Source organism: Streptomyces sp. GbtcB7 (genome assembly GCF_019091445.1).
Lineage (GTDB): Bacteria > Actinomycetota > Actinomycetes > Streptomycetales > Streptomycetaceae > Streptomyces > Streptomyces mirabilis.
In genome coordinates this window covers 76,074-93,846 of record NZ_JAGXJM010000003.1, presented here as the reverse complement: position 1 = coordinate 93,846, position 17,773 = coordinate 76,074, and the positions used below count along the sequence as shown (strand labels likewise).

Annotated in this window: 17 protein-coding genes; 13 read left to right on the top strand and 4 right to left on the bottom strand. The window is 70.1% G+C overall.

Going from position 1 to position 17,773, the window contains the following annotated elements:
• The first annotated feature begins 46 nt into the window (after positions 1–46).
• The 9 genes from KVT44_RS05720 to KVT44_RS05680 all read left to right on the top strand — a co-directional run bounded on the left by KVT44_RS05720 (position 47) and on the right by KVT44_RS05680 (position 7,492).
• Positions 47–682, top strand: coding sequence for a riboflavin synthase (locus KVT44_RS05720; protein WP_054236274.1), 636 nt, complete (start codon positions 47–49; stop codon positions 680–682).
• Complete coding sequence (gene pnuC, locus KVT44_RS05715) at positions 679–1,323, top strand: nicotinamide riboside transporter PnuC (RefSeq protein ID WP_190173411.1); 645 nt, start codon at positions 679–681, stop codon at positions 1,321–1,323. The genes KVT44_RS05720 and pnuC overlap by 4 nt, the downstream gene beginning before the upstream one ends.
• Complete coding sequence (locus tag KVT44_RS05710) at positions 1,320–2,657, top strand: bifunctional 3,4-dihydroxy-2-butanone-4-phosphate synthase/GTP cyclohydrolase II (protein ID WP_217566310.1); 1,338 nt, start codon at positions 1,320–1,322, stop codon at positions 2,655–2,657. Before pnuC ends, KVT44_RS05710 begins: the two co-directional genes overlap by 4 nt.
• Positions 2,658–2,679: 22 nt before the next feature.
• Positions 2,680–3,165, top strand: a complete 486-nt coding sequence (gene ribH / locus KVT44_RS05705) for a 6,7-dimethyl-8-ribityllumazine synthase (protein ID WP_067366149.1) — start codon at positions 2,680–2,682, stop codon at positions 3,163–3,165.
• Between the two features lie 34 nt (positions 3,166–3,199).
• Positions 3,200–3,472 (top strand): phosphoribosyl-ATP diphosphatase, encoded by a 273-nt coding sequence (locus tag KVT44_RS05700; protein ID WP_099925810.1) that lies wholly within the window; start codon positions 3,200–3,202, stop codon positions 3,470–3,472.
• Between the two features lie 57 nt (positions 3,473–3,529).
• Complete coding sequence (hisG, locus tag KVT44_RS05695; protein ID WP_099923816.1) at positions 3,530–4,387, top strand: ATP phosphoribosyltransferase; 858 nt, start codon at positions 3,530–3,532, stop codon at positions 4,385–4,387.
• Between the two features lie 17 nt (positions 4,388–4,404).
• Positions 4,405–4,860, top strand: coding sequence for a PH domain-containing protein (locus tag KVT44_RS05690; protein ID WP_054236269.1), 456 nt, complete (start codon positions 4,405–4,407; stop codon positions 4,858–4,860).
• Positions 4,861–5,063: 203 nt separating this feature from the next.
• Positions 5,064–6,398 carry a hemolysin family protein gene (locus KVT44_RS05685; RefSeq protein ID WP_217566309.1) on the top strand — a complete coding sequence of 445 codons (1,335 nt, stop codon included), beginning with the start codon at positions 5,064–5,066 and terminating at the stop codon, positions 6,396–6,398.
• On the top strand, positions 6,395–7,492 hold the full coding sequence (locus KVT44_RS05680; protein WP_099923818.1) for a hemolysin family protein: 1,098 nt from the start codon (positions 6,395–6,397) through the stop codon (positions 7,490–7,492). Before KVT44_RS05685 ends, KVT44_RS05680 begins: the two co-directional genes overlap by 4 nt.
• Positions 7,493–7,591: 99 nt before the next feature.
• Here KVT44_RS05680 and KVT44_RS05675 read toward each other — a convergent pair whose 3' ends face one another.
• Together KVT44_RS05675 and KVT44_RS05670 are read right to left on the bottom strand one after the other, a co-directional pair.
• Positions 7,592–9,457: an AAA family ATPase gene (locus tag KVT44_RS05675; protein WP_060902403.1), complete on the bottom strand. Its 1,866-nt coding sequence runs from the start codon at positions 9,455–9,457 to the stop codon at positions 7,592–7,594.
• Positions 9,458–9,893: 436 nt separating this feature from the next.
• Positions 9,894–10,514, bottom strand: a complete 621-nt coding sequence (locus tag KVT44_RS05670; protein WP_217566497.1) for a uridine kinase — start codon at positions 10,512–10,514, stop codon at positions 9,894–9,896.
• A gap of 242 nt (positions 10,515–10,756) precedes the next feature.
• On the opposite strand from KVT44_RS05670, the gene KVT44_RS05665 reads away from it, so the two are divergent.
• Positions 10,757–12,115: a peptidase C39 family protein gene (locus KVT44_RS05665; protein WP_217566308.1), complete on the top strand. Its 1,359-nt coding sequence runs from the start codon at positions 10,757–10,759 to the stop codon at positions 12,113–12,115.
• A 49-nt stretch (positions 12,116–12,164) separates the two neighbouring features.
• Here the strand turns inward: KVT44_RS05665 and KVT44_RS05660 are convergent, their stop codons facing one another.
• Positions 12,165–13,667, bottom strand: a complete 1,503-nt coding sequence (locus KVT44_RS05660) for a M1 family metallopeptidase (protein ID WP_217566307.1) — start codon at positions 13,665–13,667, stop codon at positions 12,165–12,167.
• 246 nt (positions 13,668–13,913) lie between these two features.
• On the opposite strand from KVT44_RS05660, the gene KVT44_RS05655 reads away from it, so the two are divergent.
• Both KVT44_RS05655 and KVT44_RS05650 read left to right on the top strand, forming a co-directional pair.
• Positions 13,914–14,060, top strand: a complete 147-nt coding sequence (locus KVT44_RS05655) for an SCO1431 family membrane protein (protein WP_107096575.1) — start codon at positions 13,914–13,916, stop codon at positions 14,058–14,060.
• Between the two features lie 170 nt (positions 14,061–14,230).
• Positions 14,231–14,890 carry a TetR/AcrR family transcriptional regulator gene (locus KVT44_RS05650; protein ID WP_099923821.1) on the top strand — a complete coding sequence of 220 codons (660 nt, stop codon included), beginning with the start codon at positions 14,231–14,233 and terminating at the stop codon, positions 14,888–14,890.
• 51 nt (positions 14,891–14,941) lie between these two features.
• On the opposite strand, the gene KVT44_RS05645 is transcribed toward KVT44_RS05650, so the two are convergent.
• Positions 14,942–16,183 carry a glycoside hydrolase family 18 protein gene (locus tag KVT44_RS05645; protein WP_217566306.1) on the bottom strand — a complete coding sequence of 414 codons (1,242 nt, stop codon included), beginning with the start codon at positions 16,181–16,183 and terminating at the stop codon, positions 14,942–14,944.
• Positions 16,184–16,534: 351 nt separating this feature from the next.
• Here KVT44_RS05645 and KVT44_RS05640 point away from each other — a divergent pair, with 351 nt between their 5' ends.
• On the top strand, positions 16,535–17,728 hold the full coding sequence (locus KVT44_RS05640) for an acyl-CoA dehydrogenase family protein (protein WP_190173419.1): 1,194 nt from the start codon (positions 16,535–16,537) through the stop codon (positions 17,726–17,728).
• Positions 17,729–17,773: the final 45 nt, after the last annotated feature.

Sequence of the window (17,773 nt, the reverse complement as noted above, 5' to 3'; positions counted from 1 at the left end):
GACAGGCCCCGGAGTCCGTGCCCCATGAGGCAGGAGGACCCGGGAAGTGTTCACCGGAATCGTCGAAGAGCTGGGTGAGGTCACCGCCGTCGAAATTCTCGACGACGCCTCCCGTTTCCGACTGCGTGGCCCCGTCGTCACGCAGGGCGCACAGCACGGCGACTCCATCGCCGTGAACGGCGTCTGTCTCACGGTCGTCGAACACGAAGGCGACGAATTCACCGCCGACGTCATGGCCGAAACCCTGGACCGCTCCAGCCTCGGCGCCCTGACCGTCGGCTCCCGCGTCAACCTGGAACGCCCGATGGCCGTGGGCGAGCGCCTCGGCGGCCACATCGTCCAGGGCCACGTCGACGGCACGGGAACGGTCATCGAGCGCAAGCCGTCCGAGAACTGGGAGATCGTCAAGATCTCCCTTCCCGCGGACCTCTCCCGCTACGTGGTCGAGAAGGGCTCCATCACCGTCGACGGCATCAGCCTGACGGTGGTCGACGCGGGCCCGGACTTCTTCACCGTCAGCCTCATCCCCACCACCCTCGACCTGACCACGCTCGGCCACAAGCAGGCCGGCGACCCGGTCAACCTCGAGGTGGACGTCATCGCCAAGTACGTCGAGCGACTGCTCGGCGCCCGTGGCGAGCAGCCGGTCGCGCTGCCCGACACCCAGGGGAGCGGTCGGTGAACTGGCTGAACTCCGAGGCGTTCACGCTCCTCGGACAGCACATCAAGTGGTCGGACATGATCGGCAACATCATCGGTCTGATCGGCCTCGCACTCGGCTGGCTGCGCTCCATATGGAGCTGGCCCGTACAGCTCCTGTCCGGCGTCGTCCTCTTCACGGCCTTCGCCAGCGGCCATCTCTCCGGCAGCGCCGGCAAGCAGGTCGTGGTCATCGTCGTCGCCGTGTGGGGCTGGTGGCAGTGGAACCGCGGCAAGGCGGAGGGCCAGGGCGGCCACATCTCCGTTCGGTTCGCCACCTGGCGCGAGCGCGCCTACATGGTGGGTGCCGCCGCCGTCGGCACGCTCGCGGTCAGCGGTCTGTTCCACGCGTACCCGACCCTGTCCTGGGACCCCTGGCCGGACGCGTACATCTTCGTCGGCACGATCGTCGCCATGTACGCGCAGGCCCGCGGCATGGTCGAGTTCTGGTTCGCCTGGCTGCTGGTCGACGTGGTGGGCGTCCCGCTCAACTTCGCCAACGGCTACGCCTTCTCCGGTTTCGTCTACGTCGTCTACGGCGCGCTCGTCCTGTCGGGCATGCGCGACTGGTGGCTGCGCTCCCGCAAGGCCGGGCAGCCCGTCCTGGAAGGAGCCCCCGCATGACCACGGCACCCGTTTGGTACAGCACGGGCCACGATGAAGACGCTTCGGACTTCGCACTCGACCCGGTCGAGAAGGCCATCGCCGACATCGCGGCGGGCCGACCGATCGTGGTCGTCGACGACGAGGACCGGGAGAACGAGGGCGACCTCGTCATCGCCGCCGAGAAGGCGACCCCCGAGATCATCGCCTTCATGATGAGCGAGTGCCGTGGGCTGATCTGCGCGCCCATGGAGGGCGACGAACTCGACCGCCTCCAGCTCCCCCAAATGGTCGAGAACAACACCGAGTCGATGAAGACCGCGTTCACCGTCTCGGTGGACGCCTCCGCCGCCCACGGCGTGTCCACCGGCATCTCCGCGGCCGACCGCGCCACCACACTGCGGCTGCTGGCCGGCGGCGAGGCCGAGGCGGGCGACTTCGTGCGCCCCGGCCACATCTTCCCGCTGCGCGCCAAGCCCGGCGGTGTCCTCGTCCGCAACGGCCACACCGAGGCCGCCGTCGACCTCGCCCGGCTCGCGGGCCTGCGCCCGGCCGGCGCGATCGTCGAGATCGCCGGGGAGGACGGACGCATGCTCCGGCTGCCCGAGCTGATCCCGTTCGCCCGCAAGCACGGTCTGACGATCATCTCCATCGAGGACCTGATCGCCTACCGCCGCTCCCCTAAGCTCTCGACTTCGCTCGAGCAGGGGGCACCCCCATCCGAGCCCACCGTCCGCCGCGAGGCCAAGACGCAACTGCCCACCGCCTTCGGCGAGTTCACGGCGTACGGCTACCGCTCCACCGTCGACGGCGTCGAGCACGTCGCCCTGGTGCACGGCGAGATCGGCGACGGCGAGGACGTCCTCGTCCGTGTCCACTCCGAGTGCCTGACCGGCGACATCTTCCACTCGCTGCGCTGCGACTGCGGCCCCCAGCTCCAGACCTCCATGGAGCGCATCCAGGCCGAGGGCCGGGGCGTCGTGGTCTACCTGCGTGGGCACGAGGGGCGCGGCATCGGCCTGTTGTCCAAGCTGCGCGCCTACGAGCTCCAGGAGCGCGGCCGCGACACCCTCGACGCCAACCTGGAACTCGGCCTGCCCGCCGACGCCCGGGACTACGGCGCGAGCGCGCAGATCCTGGAGGACCTCGGCGTCCACAGCCTGCGCCTGCTGACCAACAACCCCGACAAGACCGACGCGCTGGTCCGGCACGGCCTCAAGGTCACGCGCCGGGAGCCGATGCCCGTACAGGCGGGCGAGCACAACCTCCGCTACCTGCGCACCAAGCGGGACCGGATGGGTCACGACCTGCCCTGGCTCGACACGGCCACCGTGTCCGCCTGCGGCAACCAGTAACAAGAAAGCACTGAGGAGAGACGTGAGCGGCAAGGGTGCACCTGAACTGTCCGTACGCAACTGCGGCGACCTGCGCGTCGCGGTCATCGCGGCACAGTGGCACGAAAAGGTGATGGATGGCCTCGTCAACGGCGCGCTGCGCGCCCTGCACGAGCTCGGGATCGACGAGCCGACCCTGCTCAGGGTCCCCGGCAGCTTCGAGCTGCCGGTCGTCGCCAAGGTCCTCGCGGGCCGCGGCTACGACGCGATCGTCGCGCTCGGCGTCGTCATCCGCGGCGGTACCCCGCATTTCGAATACGTGTGCCAGGGTGTCACCCAGGGCCTCACCCAGGTCTCCATCGACACCGGCGTCCCCATCGGCTTCGGCGTGCTGACCTGCGACACCGAGGAGCAGGCTCTCGACCGTGCGGGTATCGAGGGCTCCAACGAGGACAAGGGACACGAGGCGGTGACGGCCGCCGTGGCGACCGCGGCCACACTGCGCTCAGTATCCGAACCCTGGCACTGAGGCAGGGGCGGTAGCGCGTAGGGTGGGCAGCATCATGTCCAAGAAGACGTTCGAGGAGCTCTTCACCGAGCTCCAGCACAAGGCCGCCTCCGGCGATCCCACCACTTCGCGCACCGCCGAACTGGTCGGCAAGGGCGTCCATGCCATCGGCAAGAAGGTCGTCGAAGAGGCCGCCGAGGTCTGGATGGCCGCCGAGTACGAGGGCAAGGACGCCGCCGCCGAGGAGATTTCGCAGCTCCTCTACCACGTTCAGGTGATGATGGTGGCGCGCGGGATCTCCCTCGACGACGTGTACGCCCACCTCTGAGCCGTAAACCCCGCAATCCCGTACGTATCGTACGCACGAACGAAGGAAGCCGACCTCATGCTGCGCATCGCCGTCCCCAACAAGGGTTCCCTGTCAGGCCCTGCGGCGGAGATGCTGCATGAGGCCGGCTACCAGCAGCGCCGGGAGTCCAAGGAACTGCGCATCGTCGACCCGGGCAACGAGGTCGAGTTCTTCTACCTCCGCCCCCGCGACATCGCGATCTACGTCTCCTCCGGCCGCCTCGACATCGGCATCACCGGCCGCGACCTGCTCATCGACTCGGGCGCCAACGCGGAGGAGATCCTCCCGCTCGGCTTCGCCCGCTCGACGTTCCGCTTCGCCACCAAGCCCGGCACCGCCAAGGGCATCGAGGACCTCGGCGGCATGACGGTCGCCACCTCCTACGAGGGCATCGTGGCCAAGCACCTCGCCGACAGCGGCATCGACGCCTCCGTCGTCCACCTCGACGGCGCCGTCGAGACGGCGATCGAACTCGGTGTCGCCGAGGTCATCGCGGACGTCGTCGAGACCGGCACCTCGCTGCGCAACGCGGGCCTCGAGGTCTTCGGTGAGCCGATCATGAAGTCCGAGGCCGTCGTCATCCGCCGGGTCGGGGCCGACACCTCCGAGGACGCCGAGTCCAAGGTGCAGCAGTTCCTGCGCCGCCTCCAGGGCGTCCTGGTCGCACGGACGTACGTGATGATGGACTACGACTGCCGCGCCGAGCACCTGGAGAAGGCCGTCGCGCTCACGCCCGGCCTGGAGTCGCCGACCATCTCCCCGCTGCACAACGAGGGCTGGGTCGCCGTCCGTGCCATGGTGCCCGCCAAGGAGGCCCAGCAGATCATGGACGACCTGTACGCGCTCGGCGCGCGGGCCATCCTGACCACGGCCATCCACGCCTGCCGCCTCTGAGGACCCCGACCGAAGCCATGCCCGACCTTCCCACGCTCCCCGTCACGTTCCGGCCGTCCCTCACCCGGGCCGTGCTGCTCACCGCGGGCGTCGCGATCTTCGTCGTCATAGCGACGGTCGCGATGCTCCTCGAACAGCTCAGCCCGGGCGAGAAGCTCAGCTTCATCTTCATCGGCGCGCTGCTCTTCGGTGTCCTGCTGATGCTCTCGCGGCCCAAGGTCGTCGCCGACGAGACCGGCGTCACCGTGGTGAACATCACCAGCAGGCGACACCTGGAGTGGGCGGAGATCCTCCAGGTCAACCTGCGACCCGGCGACCCCTGGGTGTTCCTCAACCTCAGTGACGGCACCAGCCTGCCCGTGCTCGGCATCCAGCCGGGCATCGCCAAACAGCGCGCGATCCAGGACGCCCGCGCCCTGCGCGCGCTCGCCGAGGCCCGCTCCATCGGCGACCCGGAGCAACATCACGGCTGACTCTCGGCCTTCCACCCTGCCGTACGGGCCCATGTCTTGATTAATCTGTTGGCGGAGGCGTTTTCGTTGCGCCTCCGCCGCTGATTTTCCACCTGGTGACTCAGAGGCCCCCTGCTACCCGAGGAGTGACTCCCTCCAGCGATGGACGGATCGTCCTGTAGTACCTGCGCCGCCCCCTCCCGACATATCGAGGCGGCGGCATCATGACCATCCCCCTGCTGCTCCTTGGGGCGGCGTTCCTGCTGATCCTCGCCAACGGCTTCTTCGTGGCGGCCGAGTTCGGCCTCGTCACGGTCGAGCGGCCCGACGCCGAGAAGGCGGCGGCCGAAGGCGACCGACGGGCCGGTACGGTCGTCGAATCGCTCAAGGAGCTGTCCTTCCAGCTCTCCGGCACCCAGCTCGGCATCACCATCACCTCGCTCGTCGTCGGCATGCTCGCCGAACCGGCGCTCGCCGAACTGCTGCACGGACCCTTCACCGCGATCGGAGTGCCCGAGGGCGCCGTGTCCGGTGTCGCCGTCGTGGTCGGCATGCTGCTCGCCGCGGCCGTGCAGATGGTGATCGGCGAACTCGTGCCCAAGAACTGGGCGGTCTCCAAGCCGCTTCAGGTCGCCCGCTTCGTCGCGGGTCCGCAGCACGTCTTCTCCCGCCTCTTCCGGCCGGTGATCGCCGCGCTCAACACGGTCGCCAACCGGCTCGTACGGGCCCTGGGTGTCGAACCCGCCGAGGAGCTGGCCTCCGCCCGCACCCCCGGCGAGCTCGTCTCCCTGGCCCGGCACTCGGCCCAGGCCGGCGCCCTGGAGCAGGACACCGCGGATCTCTTCGTACGGACCATCTCGCTCGCCGACCTGACCGCGCAGCACGTCATGACCCCGCGGGTACGGGTCAGCGCGCTCCAGTCCTCCGCCACGGCCGAGGACGTCGTCAACCTCACCCGCGCCACCGGCCTCTCCCGTTTCCCCGTCTACCGGGAGCGGATCGACGAGATCGTCGGCATGGCGCACCTCAAGGACGCCCTGGCGATCCCCTCCCAGGACCGGCTGCGCACCCCCGTCGGCCGGATCGCCCAGGCCCCGCTGCTGGTCCCGGAGACGCTGCCCGTGCAGCCCCTGCTCGAGCAGCTGCGCAACCAGCAGCCGATCGCCGTCGTCGTCGACGAGTACGGCGGTACGGCGGGCGTGGTCACGCTGGAGGACATCGTCGAGGAACTCGTCGGCGAGGTCCGCGACGAGCACGACGCCAAGGACCTGCCGGAGCTCGCCGCCGTACCGCCCGAGGACGGGCGGCCCGCCTGGGACGCCGACGGCAGCTGCCGGGTCGACGTGCTGCAGCGCATAGGCCTCGACGTGCCCGAGGGCCCGTACGAGACCGTCGCGGGCCTCGTCGCCGATCTGCTCGGCCGGATCCCGGCCCCCGGCGACAAGGCCGAACTGCCCGGCTGGCGTCTCTCGGTACGCCAGGTCGGGCACTACCGGGCCGAACGGGTCCGGCTGGTCAGGACCGCCGACGCGGCTGCCGCGCCGGAGGCCGTCCGATGAGCGTGCTCCAACTCCTGTTCGCCGTGTTGCTGGTGCTCGCCAACGGGTTCTTCGTCGGCGCCGAGTTCGCGCTCGTCTCCGTACGCCGCAGCCAGATCGAACCCCTCGGCACCGCCCGCGCCCGACAGGTCCTCTACGGCCTGGAGCGGCTGCCGCAGATGATGGCGGCGGCCCAGTTCGGCATCACCATCTGCTCGTTGACGCTCGGCGCGGTGGCCGAACCGACGGTCGCCCACCTGCTGGAGCCCGTCTTCGAGGCGGTGCACCTCCCCGAAGGGGTGATCCACCCCCTCGGATACGTCATCGCGCTCGCCCTCGTCGTCTTCTTCCACCTCGTCATCGGCGAGATGGTCCCGAAGAACCTGGCGATGGCCGCGCCCGAGAAGACGGCGCTGTGGCTGAGCCCCGGCCTGGTGGCCTTCGCGCGCCTGTGCCGTCCCGTCACCGTCGCCCTGGGCGCCTGCGCCCGCCTCATCCTGAAACTCTTCCGGGTCGAACCCAAGGACGAGGTCGAGGCGGTCTTCACGAGCGAGCAGCTCAACCGGCTCGTCGAGGACTCCGGTCAGGCGGGCCTGCTGGACCCCGAGGAGCAGGAACGCCTCGAAGACGCCCTGGAACTGGGCTCCCGCCCGGTCACCGACGTCCTCCTGGACCACGGCTCCCTGGTCACCGTCGGCCCCTCCGTCACCCCCGGCCAGGTCGTCGCGCTCACCGCCCGCACCGGGTACTCCCGGTTCCCGGTGGTCGCGGAGAACGGCGCCTTCATGGGCTATCTGCATGTGAAGGACGTACTCGACCTGGAGGAGTCCGAACGGGCGGTTCCCCAGCACCTGTGGCGACACATGACCACCCTGAGCTCCGAACTCCCGCTGGACGACGCCCTGACCGTGATGCGCCGCGCCGCGACGCACCTCGCGCAGGTCGCGGACGCGTCGGGCAAGGTTCTGGGTCTTGTCGCGCTGGAGGACGTCCTGGAGCTCCTGGTGGGCGAGGTACGCGACCCGGCCCATCGGGACGTCGGCGCTGCCGCTGTGGCCACGCCGCTGAAGGAACCCCGCCTCAGCGAGACCCCCGAGCAGGCCTTGGCAACCTGACGCCACCGTGTGGGGAGCTGCTCGCGCGGCTCCCCACACCCCCAGACCGGGGCTACGCCCCGATTCCCCCTGCGCCTGGTTGTTCGGCTGGGACGTTGGTTACATTGCTGACGGATCCTGGGGGCCCCGGCCCGACAGCACCTCCCCGTACGCCTGCATGAGGTCCGGCAGCCGGAGTGTCGACAAATCGTCGCGGGAGGGTGTGTTCGGGTAACCGGAGAGACGCAGGTCCCGGTACGCGCAGCTCTTCTCGTACAGGGTGCGCAGGAACCGGCCGTTGCCGAGTTCGTCGATCCAGCCCTGGTCGACCACGTGCCCGGCGATGGAGCGGAGCTCGTCGAGCGCCTCCTCGTCCCAGATGTCACCGTTCTCGGCGGCGAGCACCTCACCGATGGAGGTGAGTTCCAGGGGGCGGTAGGAGGGGAAGTCGACCCGGGTGGTGAAACGGGAGGAGAGGCCGGGGTTGGCGGCCAGGAGGCGGTCCATGCCCTCCGGGTAGCCGGCGAGGATGACCACGAGGTGGTCGCGGTTGTCCTCGGCCCGCTTCAGCAGCACCTGCAGCGCCTCGTCCCCGTACGCGTCCCCCTTGCCGTAGCCCGAGTTCGACAGCGCGTACGCCTCGTCCACGAAGAGGACCCCGCCGATCGCCGAGTCGATCAGCTCGTTGGCCTTGACGGCGGTCTGGCCCAGGTACTCGCCCACGAGGTCTGCCCGCTGCGCCTCCACGAGGTGGTCACCGCCGAGCAGACCGAGCGCGTAGAAGACCCGTCCGAGAATGCGAGCCACCGTGGTCTTGCCGGTGCCCGAGGGGCCGGAGAAGACGAAATGGCGCTTCGGCGGCTGGACGGGCAGGCCCTGTCCGGCCCGCAGCCGCGCCATGTTCAGCTGCGCCGACAACGCCTTGACCTGGCGCTTCACCGGCTCCAGCCCGACCATGCGCTCCAGTTCGGCGAGCGCTTCGTCAAGTAAGGCGGGGTCGGTCGGCCCGGCCGGCAACGGCTGCACCGGCACCACGGCCTTCTCGCGCACCACGTCGGTCTCCGGCGGCAGCGCGCCCGGCGGGAGAGGATCGGGCTCCGAGAGTTTCAGGTCGCGGCCCTCGACGCCGAAGAGGGGATCGATTCCGTCGGGGCCGTCCATGACGTCCTGCCCGACCCCGGCGAGGGTGATCGCCGCGAGGTCGGCGGCGGCATCGTCGTACCCGTCGCCCTCGGAGATCGCGGCCAACCGGGCCGAGGTGTCCATGAAGGCCGGGTCGACGCGGTGCACCGCCCGGTACAGAGGCAGCGCGGCGGCCGACCGCCCGGTGCCCTCGTGGGCCCGCGCGAGCCAGTACCGCAGCTCCTTGCGCTGGGGCTGCTCGCTGCGGCAGCGCATCAGCGCGGAGGAGAGGAGCGGCTCCGCCTGGCCGAACATCTCCAGGCGGACCCGGGCCATGCCGCCGAAGAGGCCGGCCTCTATGCCCAGCATGGGGTCGTCGATCAGCGGATCCGTGTGCCGGACCAGCTGCTCCCAGTCCTTGACCAGATAGGCCCGGCAGGCGTGCAGAAACCGCACCTGATGATCGGCGTCGACCGGCGGCAGCCCCGCGAGCGCCCGGTCCAGCTCGGGCACATGGCGGCCGTCCAGCCAGTGCGAGGCGTGCGCGAGCAGCAGATCGCGCGGGCTCTCCAGTACCGGCTGCACCCACCAGCCCAGCCAGTACCAGGAGTTGAGCGTGCGCCGGTGGCGCGAGCGCTGCTCACCGAAGCGGTCCCGGTGCCGGAACATCCGCAGCAGCGCGGTCGTCGTGTCCACCCGCAGCGCGTGCAGTCCGAGCCAGCCGTCCGCCATGCCCGGGTCCATCCGGACCGCGGTACGGAACTCCTCCTCCGCCTGCGGATAGGCGCCCATGGTGTAGGCGTCCACACCTCGCATCCAGGCGAGGTCGGCCGGGGCCTCCGGGCCCTGCATGCCGAAGTCCATCACGTCCCCCACAAACCGTGCCCCCGATGCTTCTCCGAACGGGCCGGTGCCCGTCGGCAGCTTTGGTCGAACCCCTGTGCCGCGGACGGGAGTTGCACCGGTGCGCAGAGCAGCCGTCCGAAGGTCGCACCGAGAGGCATCGTACCTGCGGTTCATGGGCGTGCCGAAGGGTGCCGCACGCCCCCGTTCCACGAGGTGGGAGCAGATGGGGCGCACTTGACTCGGTGACCGAGGGTGAGCGAATCGCGGCGTGGAGCGCCCGAAAAGAGAGGGTGTGGGCAGAACGAAGCCCCCGATCACGGGGGAACAACCGGGGGCTTCGCGACTGCGGGCGGCTTCGAAAGACCGCACATTCAGAACGTAAGTCCTGTACGGCCCCCGGGTCAAGCCGAGTTGAGGCACTGAGGGAACTTCCCTCGCAAGGCTCTTCACAAGTTCAGCACATTGCGGATGATCCGTCACCGTGAGTGAGGGGCTGGTCCGGTCCAGCGGTCCCAGTGGGTCCCGAAAACACCTCGTATCCCTCAGAACACTGCCGCACCAGAAGATCGGCAAAGGGTTTTGAGGGATCCTCGACGAAGTGCTGACGCTCGGCGGCGACCCACCCGGCCCAGAACGCGCTCTGCGCCTCGCCGTCCCGTCGCCGCCCTCGTGTCCAGGCCTCGTCGCGCGCCAGTTCCATCCACAGCAGCCGCGCGAGATACGGGCGCAGTGCCCGGCGGCCGGCGCCGACCCCCTCCAGCAGGATCACGGGCGCGGGCGGCAGTTCGCGGACCGGACCGAAGGCGCGGGCGCTCCAGTCGTACGGGACGTAGCGCGCTGTCTCGCCCCGGCTCAGCGGCTCGACCACCTGGCGCAGCAGCCGCCGGGTCCAGCCGAACAGCTCCTCGTGCGTCGCGATGTCGTCGAGGTGCAGCACGGGCACGTCGCCCAGTGCCGCGGCCAGCCGTCCGGCGAAGGTGGTCTTCCCGGAGCCGGCGTGCCCGTCGACACCGATCAGGCGGACGGGTCCGCAGGAGGGCGGCAGGGCACGCAGGCGCGCGGCGAGGTCGCGAATGACGGTTCCCGAGGTGCGGTGAGACGCGGGCGCATCCGCCCGGCGGGCACACGCACCCCTGTACGGGGAACACTCTAGTGGCGGTCGGCGCGCCCCCGCCGGAACCGAGGCGTCGCAGGTCATGCCAGTGGTTGCGACCAATATTGGTGGGCGCGGCACAGGCCGAAGTGCTGGCAGGAGCCGCCTTCCACCGTCCATAGTGGGGAGCCGCCGCTTCCGGACGAACTGGGGGTCCCCCACCCATGACCAGAGCTTCACAGCCGTCCCGCAGAGCCCTGCTGGCCGTGGCGGTCGCCGCGGCGGCGACCGGTACCGCGGGCACCGCGGCCGCGGCCACGCCGGCCGGGGCGGCGCACACGCACGCGGGTCCGGGCCGCGTGGACAACCGGGCCTGGACCTCGTACGCCGACTGGCGGACCGGCACCGCGAAGGGCACGCGGGCCCTCGAGGCCGCCCGTCCCGGCCTGGTGATCGCGACCCCGGCCGGCACCGCGGACTACACCGATCCGCACACCGGAAAGACCGCGACCTGGGAGTACGCGACCTGGACCTCGCCGGTCCACCGGCTCGCCGTCCCCGCCACCGAGGCCATCGCCTCCTGGAACGCGCACACCCCGGCGGGCACCTGGCTCCAGGTCGAGCTCACGGGCACGTACTCCGACGGCACCGCCACCCCCTGGTACGTGATGGGCCGCTGGGCGGCCGGCGACCAGGACATCAAGCGGACCTCCGTGGACAACCAGAAGGACGGCAAGAGCAGCATCTCGACGGACACCTTCTCGATCGACGACGCGGCCTCGGGCCTGCGCCTCGTCTCGTACCGGCTCCGTCTGACCCTGTACCGCACGCCGGGCTCCGGGCTCACGCCCACCGTGTGGCGGCTCGGCGCGATGGGCTCCGACATCCCCGACCGCTTCACCGTCCCGGCCTCCACCCCCGGGCTCGCGAAGGAGTTGACGGTCCCGCGCTACTCCCAGGAGATCCACGCGGGCCAGTACCCCGAGTACGACAACGGCGGCGAGGCCTGGTGCAGCCCCACCTCCTCGCAGATGATCATCGAGTACTGGGGGCGCAGGCCCACGGCGGAGCAACTCGCCTGGGTCGACCCGGCCTTCGCCGACCCGCAGGTGTGCCACGCGGCCCGCTTCACCTACGACTACCAGTACGGCGGCTGCGGCAATTGGCCCTTCAACGCGGCGTACGCGGCGACGTACAAGGACCTCCAGGGGGTGGTCACCCGCCTCCGCTCGCTCACCGACCTGGAGACGCTGATCGCCGCCGGCATCCCGGCCATAACGTCCCAGTCGTTCCTGAAGTCCGAGCTGACGGGGGCGGGGTACGGGACCTCGGGCCACCTCATGACCGTCATCGGGTTCACCGCGGGCGGCGATGTGATCGCCAACGACCCCGCCTCGCCGGGCGACGACGCCGTGCGCCGCGTCTACAAGCGGCGCGAGTGGGAGAACATCTGGCTCCGTACCAAGAGGTACAACGCCTCCGGGAACGTCGTCTCCGGTACCGGCGGGGTCTGCTACCTGTACTTCCCGGCGAGTCCGTCGGCGGGGCAGTGCGAGGCGCTCAAGGCGGTCGGAGTCCGTTGAGCGAGGGGGCGACCCCCGTGGTGCCGCCCCCTCACTCGGCCCTGGGCCCTCAGCCCTGGACCGGGTTGACCACCCAGTCCGGGTGGTTGGGCATCGGCGGGGTCTTGGCGCCGTAGAGCCACGGGTGCAGGAAGCCGTCGAGGTCCTGGCCCGCGACCTGGGACGCCAGGTCGACGTAGTCCTGGGTACTGGCGATCTTTCCGCGGTACTCGGTGACCCAGGCCCGCTCGATCCTCCCGAACGTCTCCTGGCCGACCTTCTCGCGCAGCGCGTACAGGACGAGCGTCGAGCCGTCGTACCGCATCCGCTTGAAGAGGTTCGGTTCGGTCGGTTCGGCGGGGGCGCCGTAGTCGTGGCGCCACTGGTCGTGGCTCGCGTACGCCGTCTTCATCGTGGCCTCGAAGCTGTCGCCGCCGTGCGCCTGCGAGTACAGCCGCTCGTAGAAGCGGGCGTGGCCCTCGCTCAGCCACAGGTCGGACCAGCTCTTGATGCCGACGCTGTCGCCGGTCCACTGGTGGGTGAGCTCGTGCACCAGGTTGCGCTCGGCGCTGACCCGGTCACCGAGCAGGTCGGCCTTCGGGATCAGGGAGAGCGTCTGTGTCTCCAGGGCCACGCCCAGGTCGGTGTCGCCGACGAGGAGGCCGTAGCGGTTGAAGGGGTAGGGGCCGAGCCGCTCCTCCAGCCACGCGATGTGGTCGGCCGTGAGCTTGCGGTACTGCTCGGTCGAGGCGACCAGGTCGTCCGGGACCACATCGCGGATCGGCAGCCCGTGCGGACCGGTGCTGTCGACGAAGGTGAACCTGCCGATCGCCAGCTGGGCGAGCTGGGTGGCGAGGGGCTGTTCGGAGTCGTACGTCCACTTCACGCGCCCGTCCGCCTGCTCGGCGCGGCCGGTGAGCTCGCCGCCCGCGACGGCGGCCAGGCCCGGCGGGGTGGTGATGCGGAAGGTGATCGGGGCGCGCTGACTCGGGTGGTCGTTCGACGGGAAGATCATCTTGGCGCCGTTGGGCTGTGGGTACAACACCGTGCCGTCCGGCGTGGGGATCCAGCCGTAGTCCTCGATGGCGTCGTCGCGGTGCCGTGTCTGGGTCGGGTCGGCGGTGTAGGTGACCTTGACCGTGAAGGGCTTGCCCTTGGCGAGCGGCTTGGCCGGGGTGATCACCAGTTCGTCGCCGTCGCGCACGGCCCTGGCGGTCGTCCCGTCCACGGTCACCGTGTGCAGGGTGTTGCCCGCGAAGTCCAGGTCGAAGCGGGACAGGGCCTGGGTGGCGGTCGCCTTGACCGTCGTGGCGGCCTCGAAGGGCGTCCTGGGTGCCTGCCAGTCGAAGTCGAGGAGGTAGCGGTTCACCCTGTAGCCGCCGTTGCCGTCGAGCGGGAAGATCGGGTCGCCGAGGCCCGGCGCACCCGGGGAGGGCGCGGCGGACGGGGACGTGGGGGCGGACGGGGAGCCGGCGGCTTGCGAGACAGGCCCCGTCAAGGCGGCTGCCACCGTGATCGCCGCCGCCGCCAGAGCGAGGCGGGCTCTGCGGCGAGGCGTCCGGAACGTGCTCATCGAGGACCTTTCGGTTGGCTGACCACTGTCCTGTGAGGAGACCCACACCCCCGACGCATCGTTGCCGAAAGGCGAGGTATTCGAAGGTGGTCGAAGTGTCCGGCGTGTCCCGTCGAGGTGTTCGAGGTGTCCGGGGTGACCCAGGTCTCTACCGCTGAAACCCGTTCCGGTGGCAAGGTGGTCGGGTCGGTGGGGAGCCGGCGTGAGGCGGGGGATGTCACCGCACCACTACGTCAGCGAGAAACCATGACCGCGAGCTCCGCCACCGCCACCCGACTCCGCGCCCGCACCGGCGGTCCCAAGGACGACGGCCCCAAGATCCTCGAACACGTCGCGGGCTGGACCTTCGTCGTGGTCCTCGCGATGCTCGTCACCCAGCTCGGCCTGCTGTGAACCGGACCGGCGGACCTGCTGTGAACTGAACCGGCGGACGCCAGGGCGCGCTGAGCCCACACGACAGTTTCCCCCAAGACCGCGCCCGGTCGATCAGGGGCGAACGAGTGGGTGGTACCGGTCTGCCATACTGCCAACGTCCCGCTGGCAGTCGGAGACTAGGGCTGGAATTGAATCATAGTCAACAGCGCGCCGTCGACCGCCCCCGGGCGCGCGGCACCGATCGCTCACTCGCGCGCCGCGCCGAACTCATCGCCATCGGGCGGAAGTTGTTCGCCGACACGTCCTACGACGCGCTGTCGATGGACGACATCGCACGCCAGGCGCATGTCGCCAAAGGGCTGATCTACTACTACTTCAAGTCCAAGCGCGGCTATTACCTCGCGATCGTCGAGGACTCGGTCGCGGACCTGATCTCCCGGGCGGCGAGCGGCCTCGAACTGCCCCCGGTCGAGCGGGTGCACCGCACCATCGACGGCTATCTGCGCTACGCCGAGCACAACCAGGCCGCGTACCGCACGATCATCACCGGCGGAGTCGGCTTCGACACCGACGTGCAGAGTATCCGCGAGGGCGTGCGCGAGGTCATCGTCGAGACCATCGCCGAAGGGGCTTACGGCACACGCAAGATAGCGCCGCTGCCCCGTATGGCGCTGCTCGGCTGGCTCTACAGCGTCGAGGGCGCGACCCTCGACTGGATCGGCAACCCGGCCCTGCCGCGCGACACGGTCCGCGAGCTGCTGGTGAAGATGCTGGGCGGCGCGATGCGCGCGGTCGAGGAGCTCGACCCCACCTACCGGGCCCCGCAGCCGGCCCGCCGGGGGACCTGAGCGAGGGGCGGGGGCAACCGAACCCCCGCCCCGACTCAGCTACGACACAGGCTAGTTGATCGCCTTGATCAGCTCCCCGTTCGAGGTGTCACCGCTGAGCTCCCAGAAGAAGGTGCCGCCCAGGCCCTGCTGGTTCTTGTAGGTCATCTTCCCCGCGATGGTCGACGGGGTGTCGTAACTCCACCAGTTCGTACCGCACTTGGCGTACGCCGTGCCGCCGACCGTGCCCGTCGCCGGGCACTTCGTCTTCAGCACCTTGTAGTCGTCGATGCCCTGCTCGTATGTTCCCGCCGCCGGTCCGGTGGCCGTGCCGCCGGGGGCCGCCTGGGTGACGCCGGTCCAGCCGCGCCCGTAGAACCCGATGCCCAGCAGCAGCTTCGAGGCCGGGATGCCCAGGCCCTTGAGCTTCGCGATCGTGGCGGAGGTGTGGTAATCCGCCTTGGGGATACCGCTGTACGAGTTCAGCGGGGAGTGCGGAGCCGTGGGGCCGGCCGCGTCCCAGGCGCCGAAGAAGTCGTACGTCATCGGGTTGTACCAGTCGACGTACTGCGCCGCGCCCGCGTAGTCCGCCGCGTCGATCTTGCCGCCCGCGGTGGCGTCCGCCGTGATCGCCGCGGTGACCAGGTTGCCGGAGCCGAACTTCGCCCGCAACGCCGCCATCACGTTCTTGAAGGCCGCCCTGCCGCTGGTGTCGCAGGTGTTGCCGCAGGCGTTCGGGTACTCCCAGTCGATGTCGATGCCGTCGAAGACGTCCGCCCACTTGGAGTTCTCGACCAGGTCGTAGCAGGACTGCGCGAACGCGGCCGGGTTCTTGGCGGCCTCACCGAAACCGCTCGACCAGGTCCAACCGCCGAAGGACCAGAGGACCTTGAGGTTCGGGTGCTTCTTCTTCAGCTTGCGCAACTGGTTGAAGTTGCCGCGCAGGGGCTGGTCCCAGGTGTCGGCGACCCCGTCCACCGACTGGTCGGCGGTGTACGCCTTGTCGGTCGCCGCGTAGGCGTCGCCCATGGCGCACTTGCCGCCGGTGACATTGCCGAAGGCATAGTTGATGTGGGTGAGCTTGGCGGCCGAGCCGGACGTCTCGACGTTCTTGACGTGGTAGTTCCGGTCGTAGACGCCCCATTCCGTGAAGTAGCCGACGACCTTGGAACCGGCGGCCTGCTGGGCCGAGGGGGTCGCGGTGGTCGCGGTCGCCGTGCCCGCGCCGGCGAGCAGCGTGGCGCCGAGGGCGGCGCAACAGGCGGCGGACAGGAGCGCTCGGAAGCGGGAGCGGGGGCGGTGCGGTCGGAGCATCGGTTCTCCTCGTGGGGGAGGGGAGCGTGGGGGAGGCATGCTGGGACCTGCGCGTGCTGTTTGGCATGAACGCGGTGAGGCGTTGAGGGAACAGTAGGAGGACTAGACCAGTGCGTCAATGGTTCGGACCAATTGGGCGGTGCGGCCGGATCGGTTCCCCTTTCTCTTGGTAAGCGGTCGTCGACTGGTGACTCGGTGCCCCCGAACGGGCATACTCACAGCGCCACAGCCGCTGATCAGGCCGTTCTCCACCCTGGAACGACAGCATCGGCTGGGCCGTGAGACCCGGCGACGCCGCCCCACCCCTGGCGCGCGTGCGCCGATGCGCCCGACAGGGAGGAGAGCGTCGCCATGCCCGACCGCGCCCCGCAGCCGGTGGACCGTCAACTGCCCACGGACGAGGCCCGGGATCTGATCTCGCTCGTCCGTGACATCGCGCAGCGCGAGATAGCCCCGAAGGCGGCCGAGGAGGAGGACGCCGGACGCTTCCCGCGCGAGATCTTCGGCCTGCTCTCCGATTCCGGACTGCTCGGACTGCCGTACGACTCCGAGTACGGCGGCGGCGACCAGCCGTACGAGGTCTACCTCCAGGTCCTCGAAGAGCTCGCCATGGCCCGTCTCACCGTCGGCCTCGGCGTCAGCGTGCACACCCTCTCCTGTCACGCCCTGGCGAACTACGGCACCAAGGAACAGCGGGCCGAGTACCTGCCCGCGATGCTCGGCGGCGGCCTCCTGGGGGCCTACTGCCTCTCGGAGCCGTCCTCCGGCTCGGACGCCGCCTCCCTGCGGACGAAGGCCGTCCGGGAGGGTGGGGGAGAAGCCGAGAGCGGGGGAGAGTGGGCGATCACGGGCACCAAGGCCTGGATCACGCACGGCGGCGTCGCCGACTTCTACACCGTGCTCGCCCGCAGCGGCGGCGCGGGCCCGCGCGGCATCACCGCGTTCCTGGTGCCCGGCCACGCCGAGGGACTGAGCGCCGCCCCGCCCGAGAGGAAGATGGGCATGAAGGGCTCGCCCACCGCGCAGATCCACTTCGACGGCGTACGGGTGTCCGACGGTCGGCGTATCGGCGACGAGGGGCAGGGCTTCGCGATCGCCCTCGCCGCGCTCGACTCCGGCCGGCTCGGCATCGCGGCCTGCGCCATCGGCGTCGCCCAGGCGGCCCTCGACGAGGCCGTCGCGTACGCGACCGGGCGCGAGCAGTTCGGCCGGCCGATCTCCGACTTCCAGGGCCTGCGCTTCATGCTCGCGGACATGGCGACGCAGATCGAGGCGGGCCGGGCGCTCTACCTGGCCGCGGCACGGCTGCGTGACGCGGGGCGGCCCTTCGCCAAGCAGGCCGCCATGGCGAAGCTGCTGTGCACGGACACGGCGATGAAGGTCACCACGGACGCCGTCCAAGTGCTCGGCGGGTACGGCTACACCGCGGACTTCCCGGTCGAGCGCTATCTGCGCGAGGCCAAGGTCCTCCAGATCGTCGAGGGCACCAATCAGATCCAGCGGATGGTCATCGCCCGTCACCTCGCGGGGCCGGAGTCACACTGAACTGCCCATAGCCGTAGAGAACCGGCGGCGCCACCAGCCGGACCC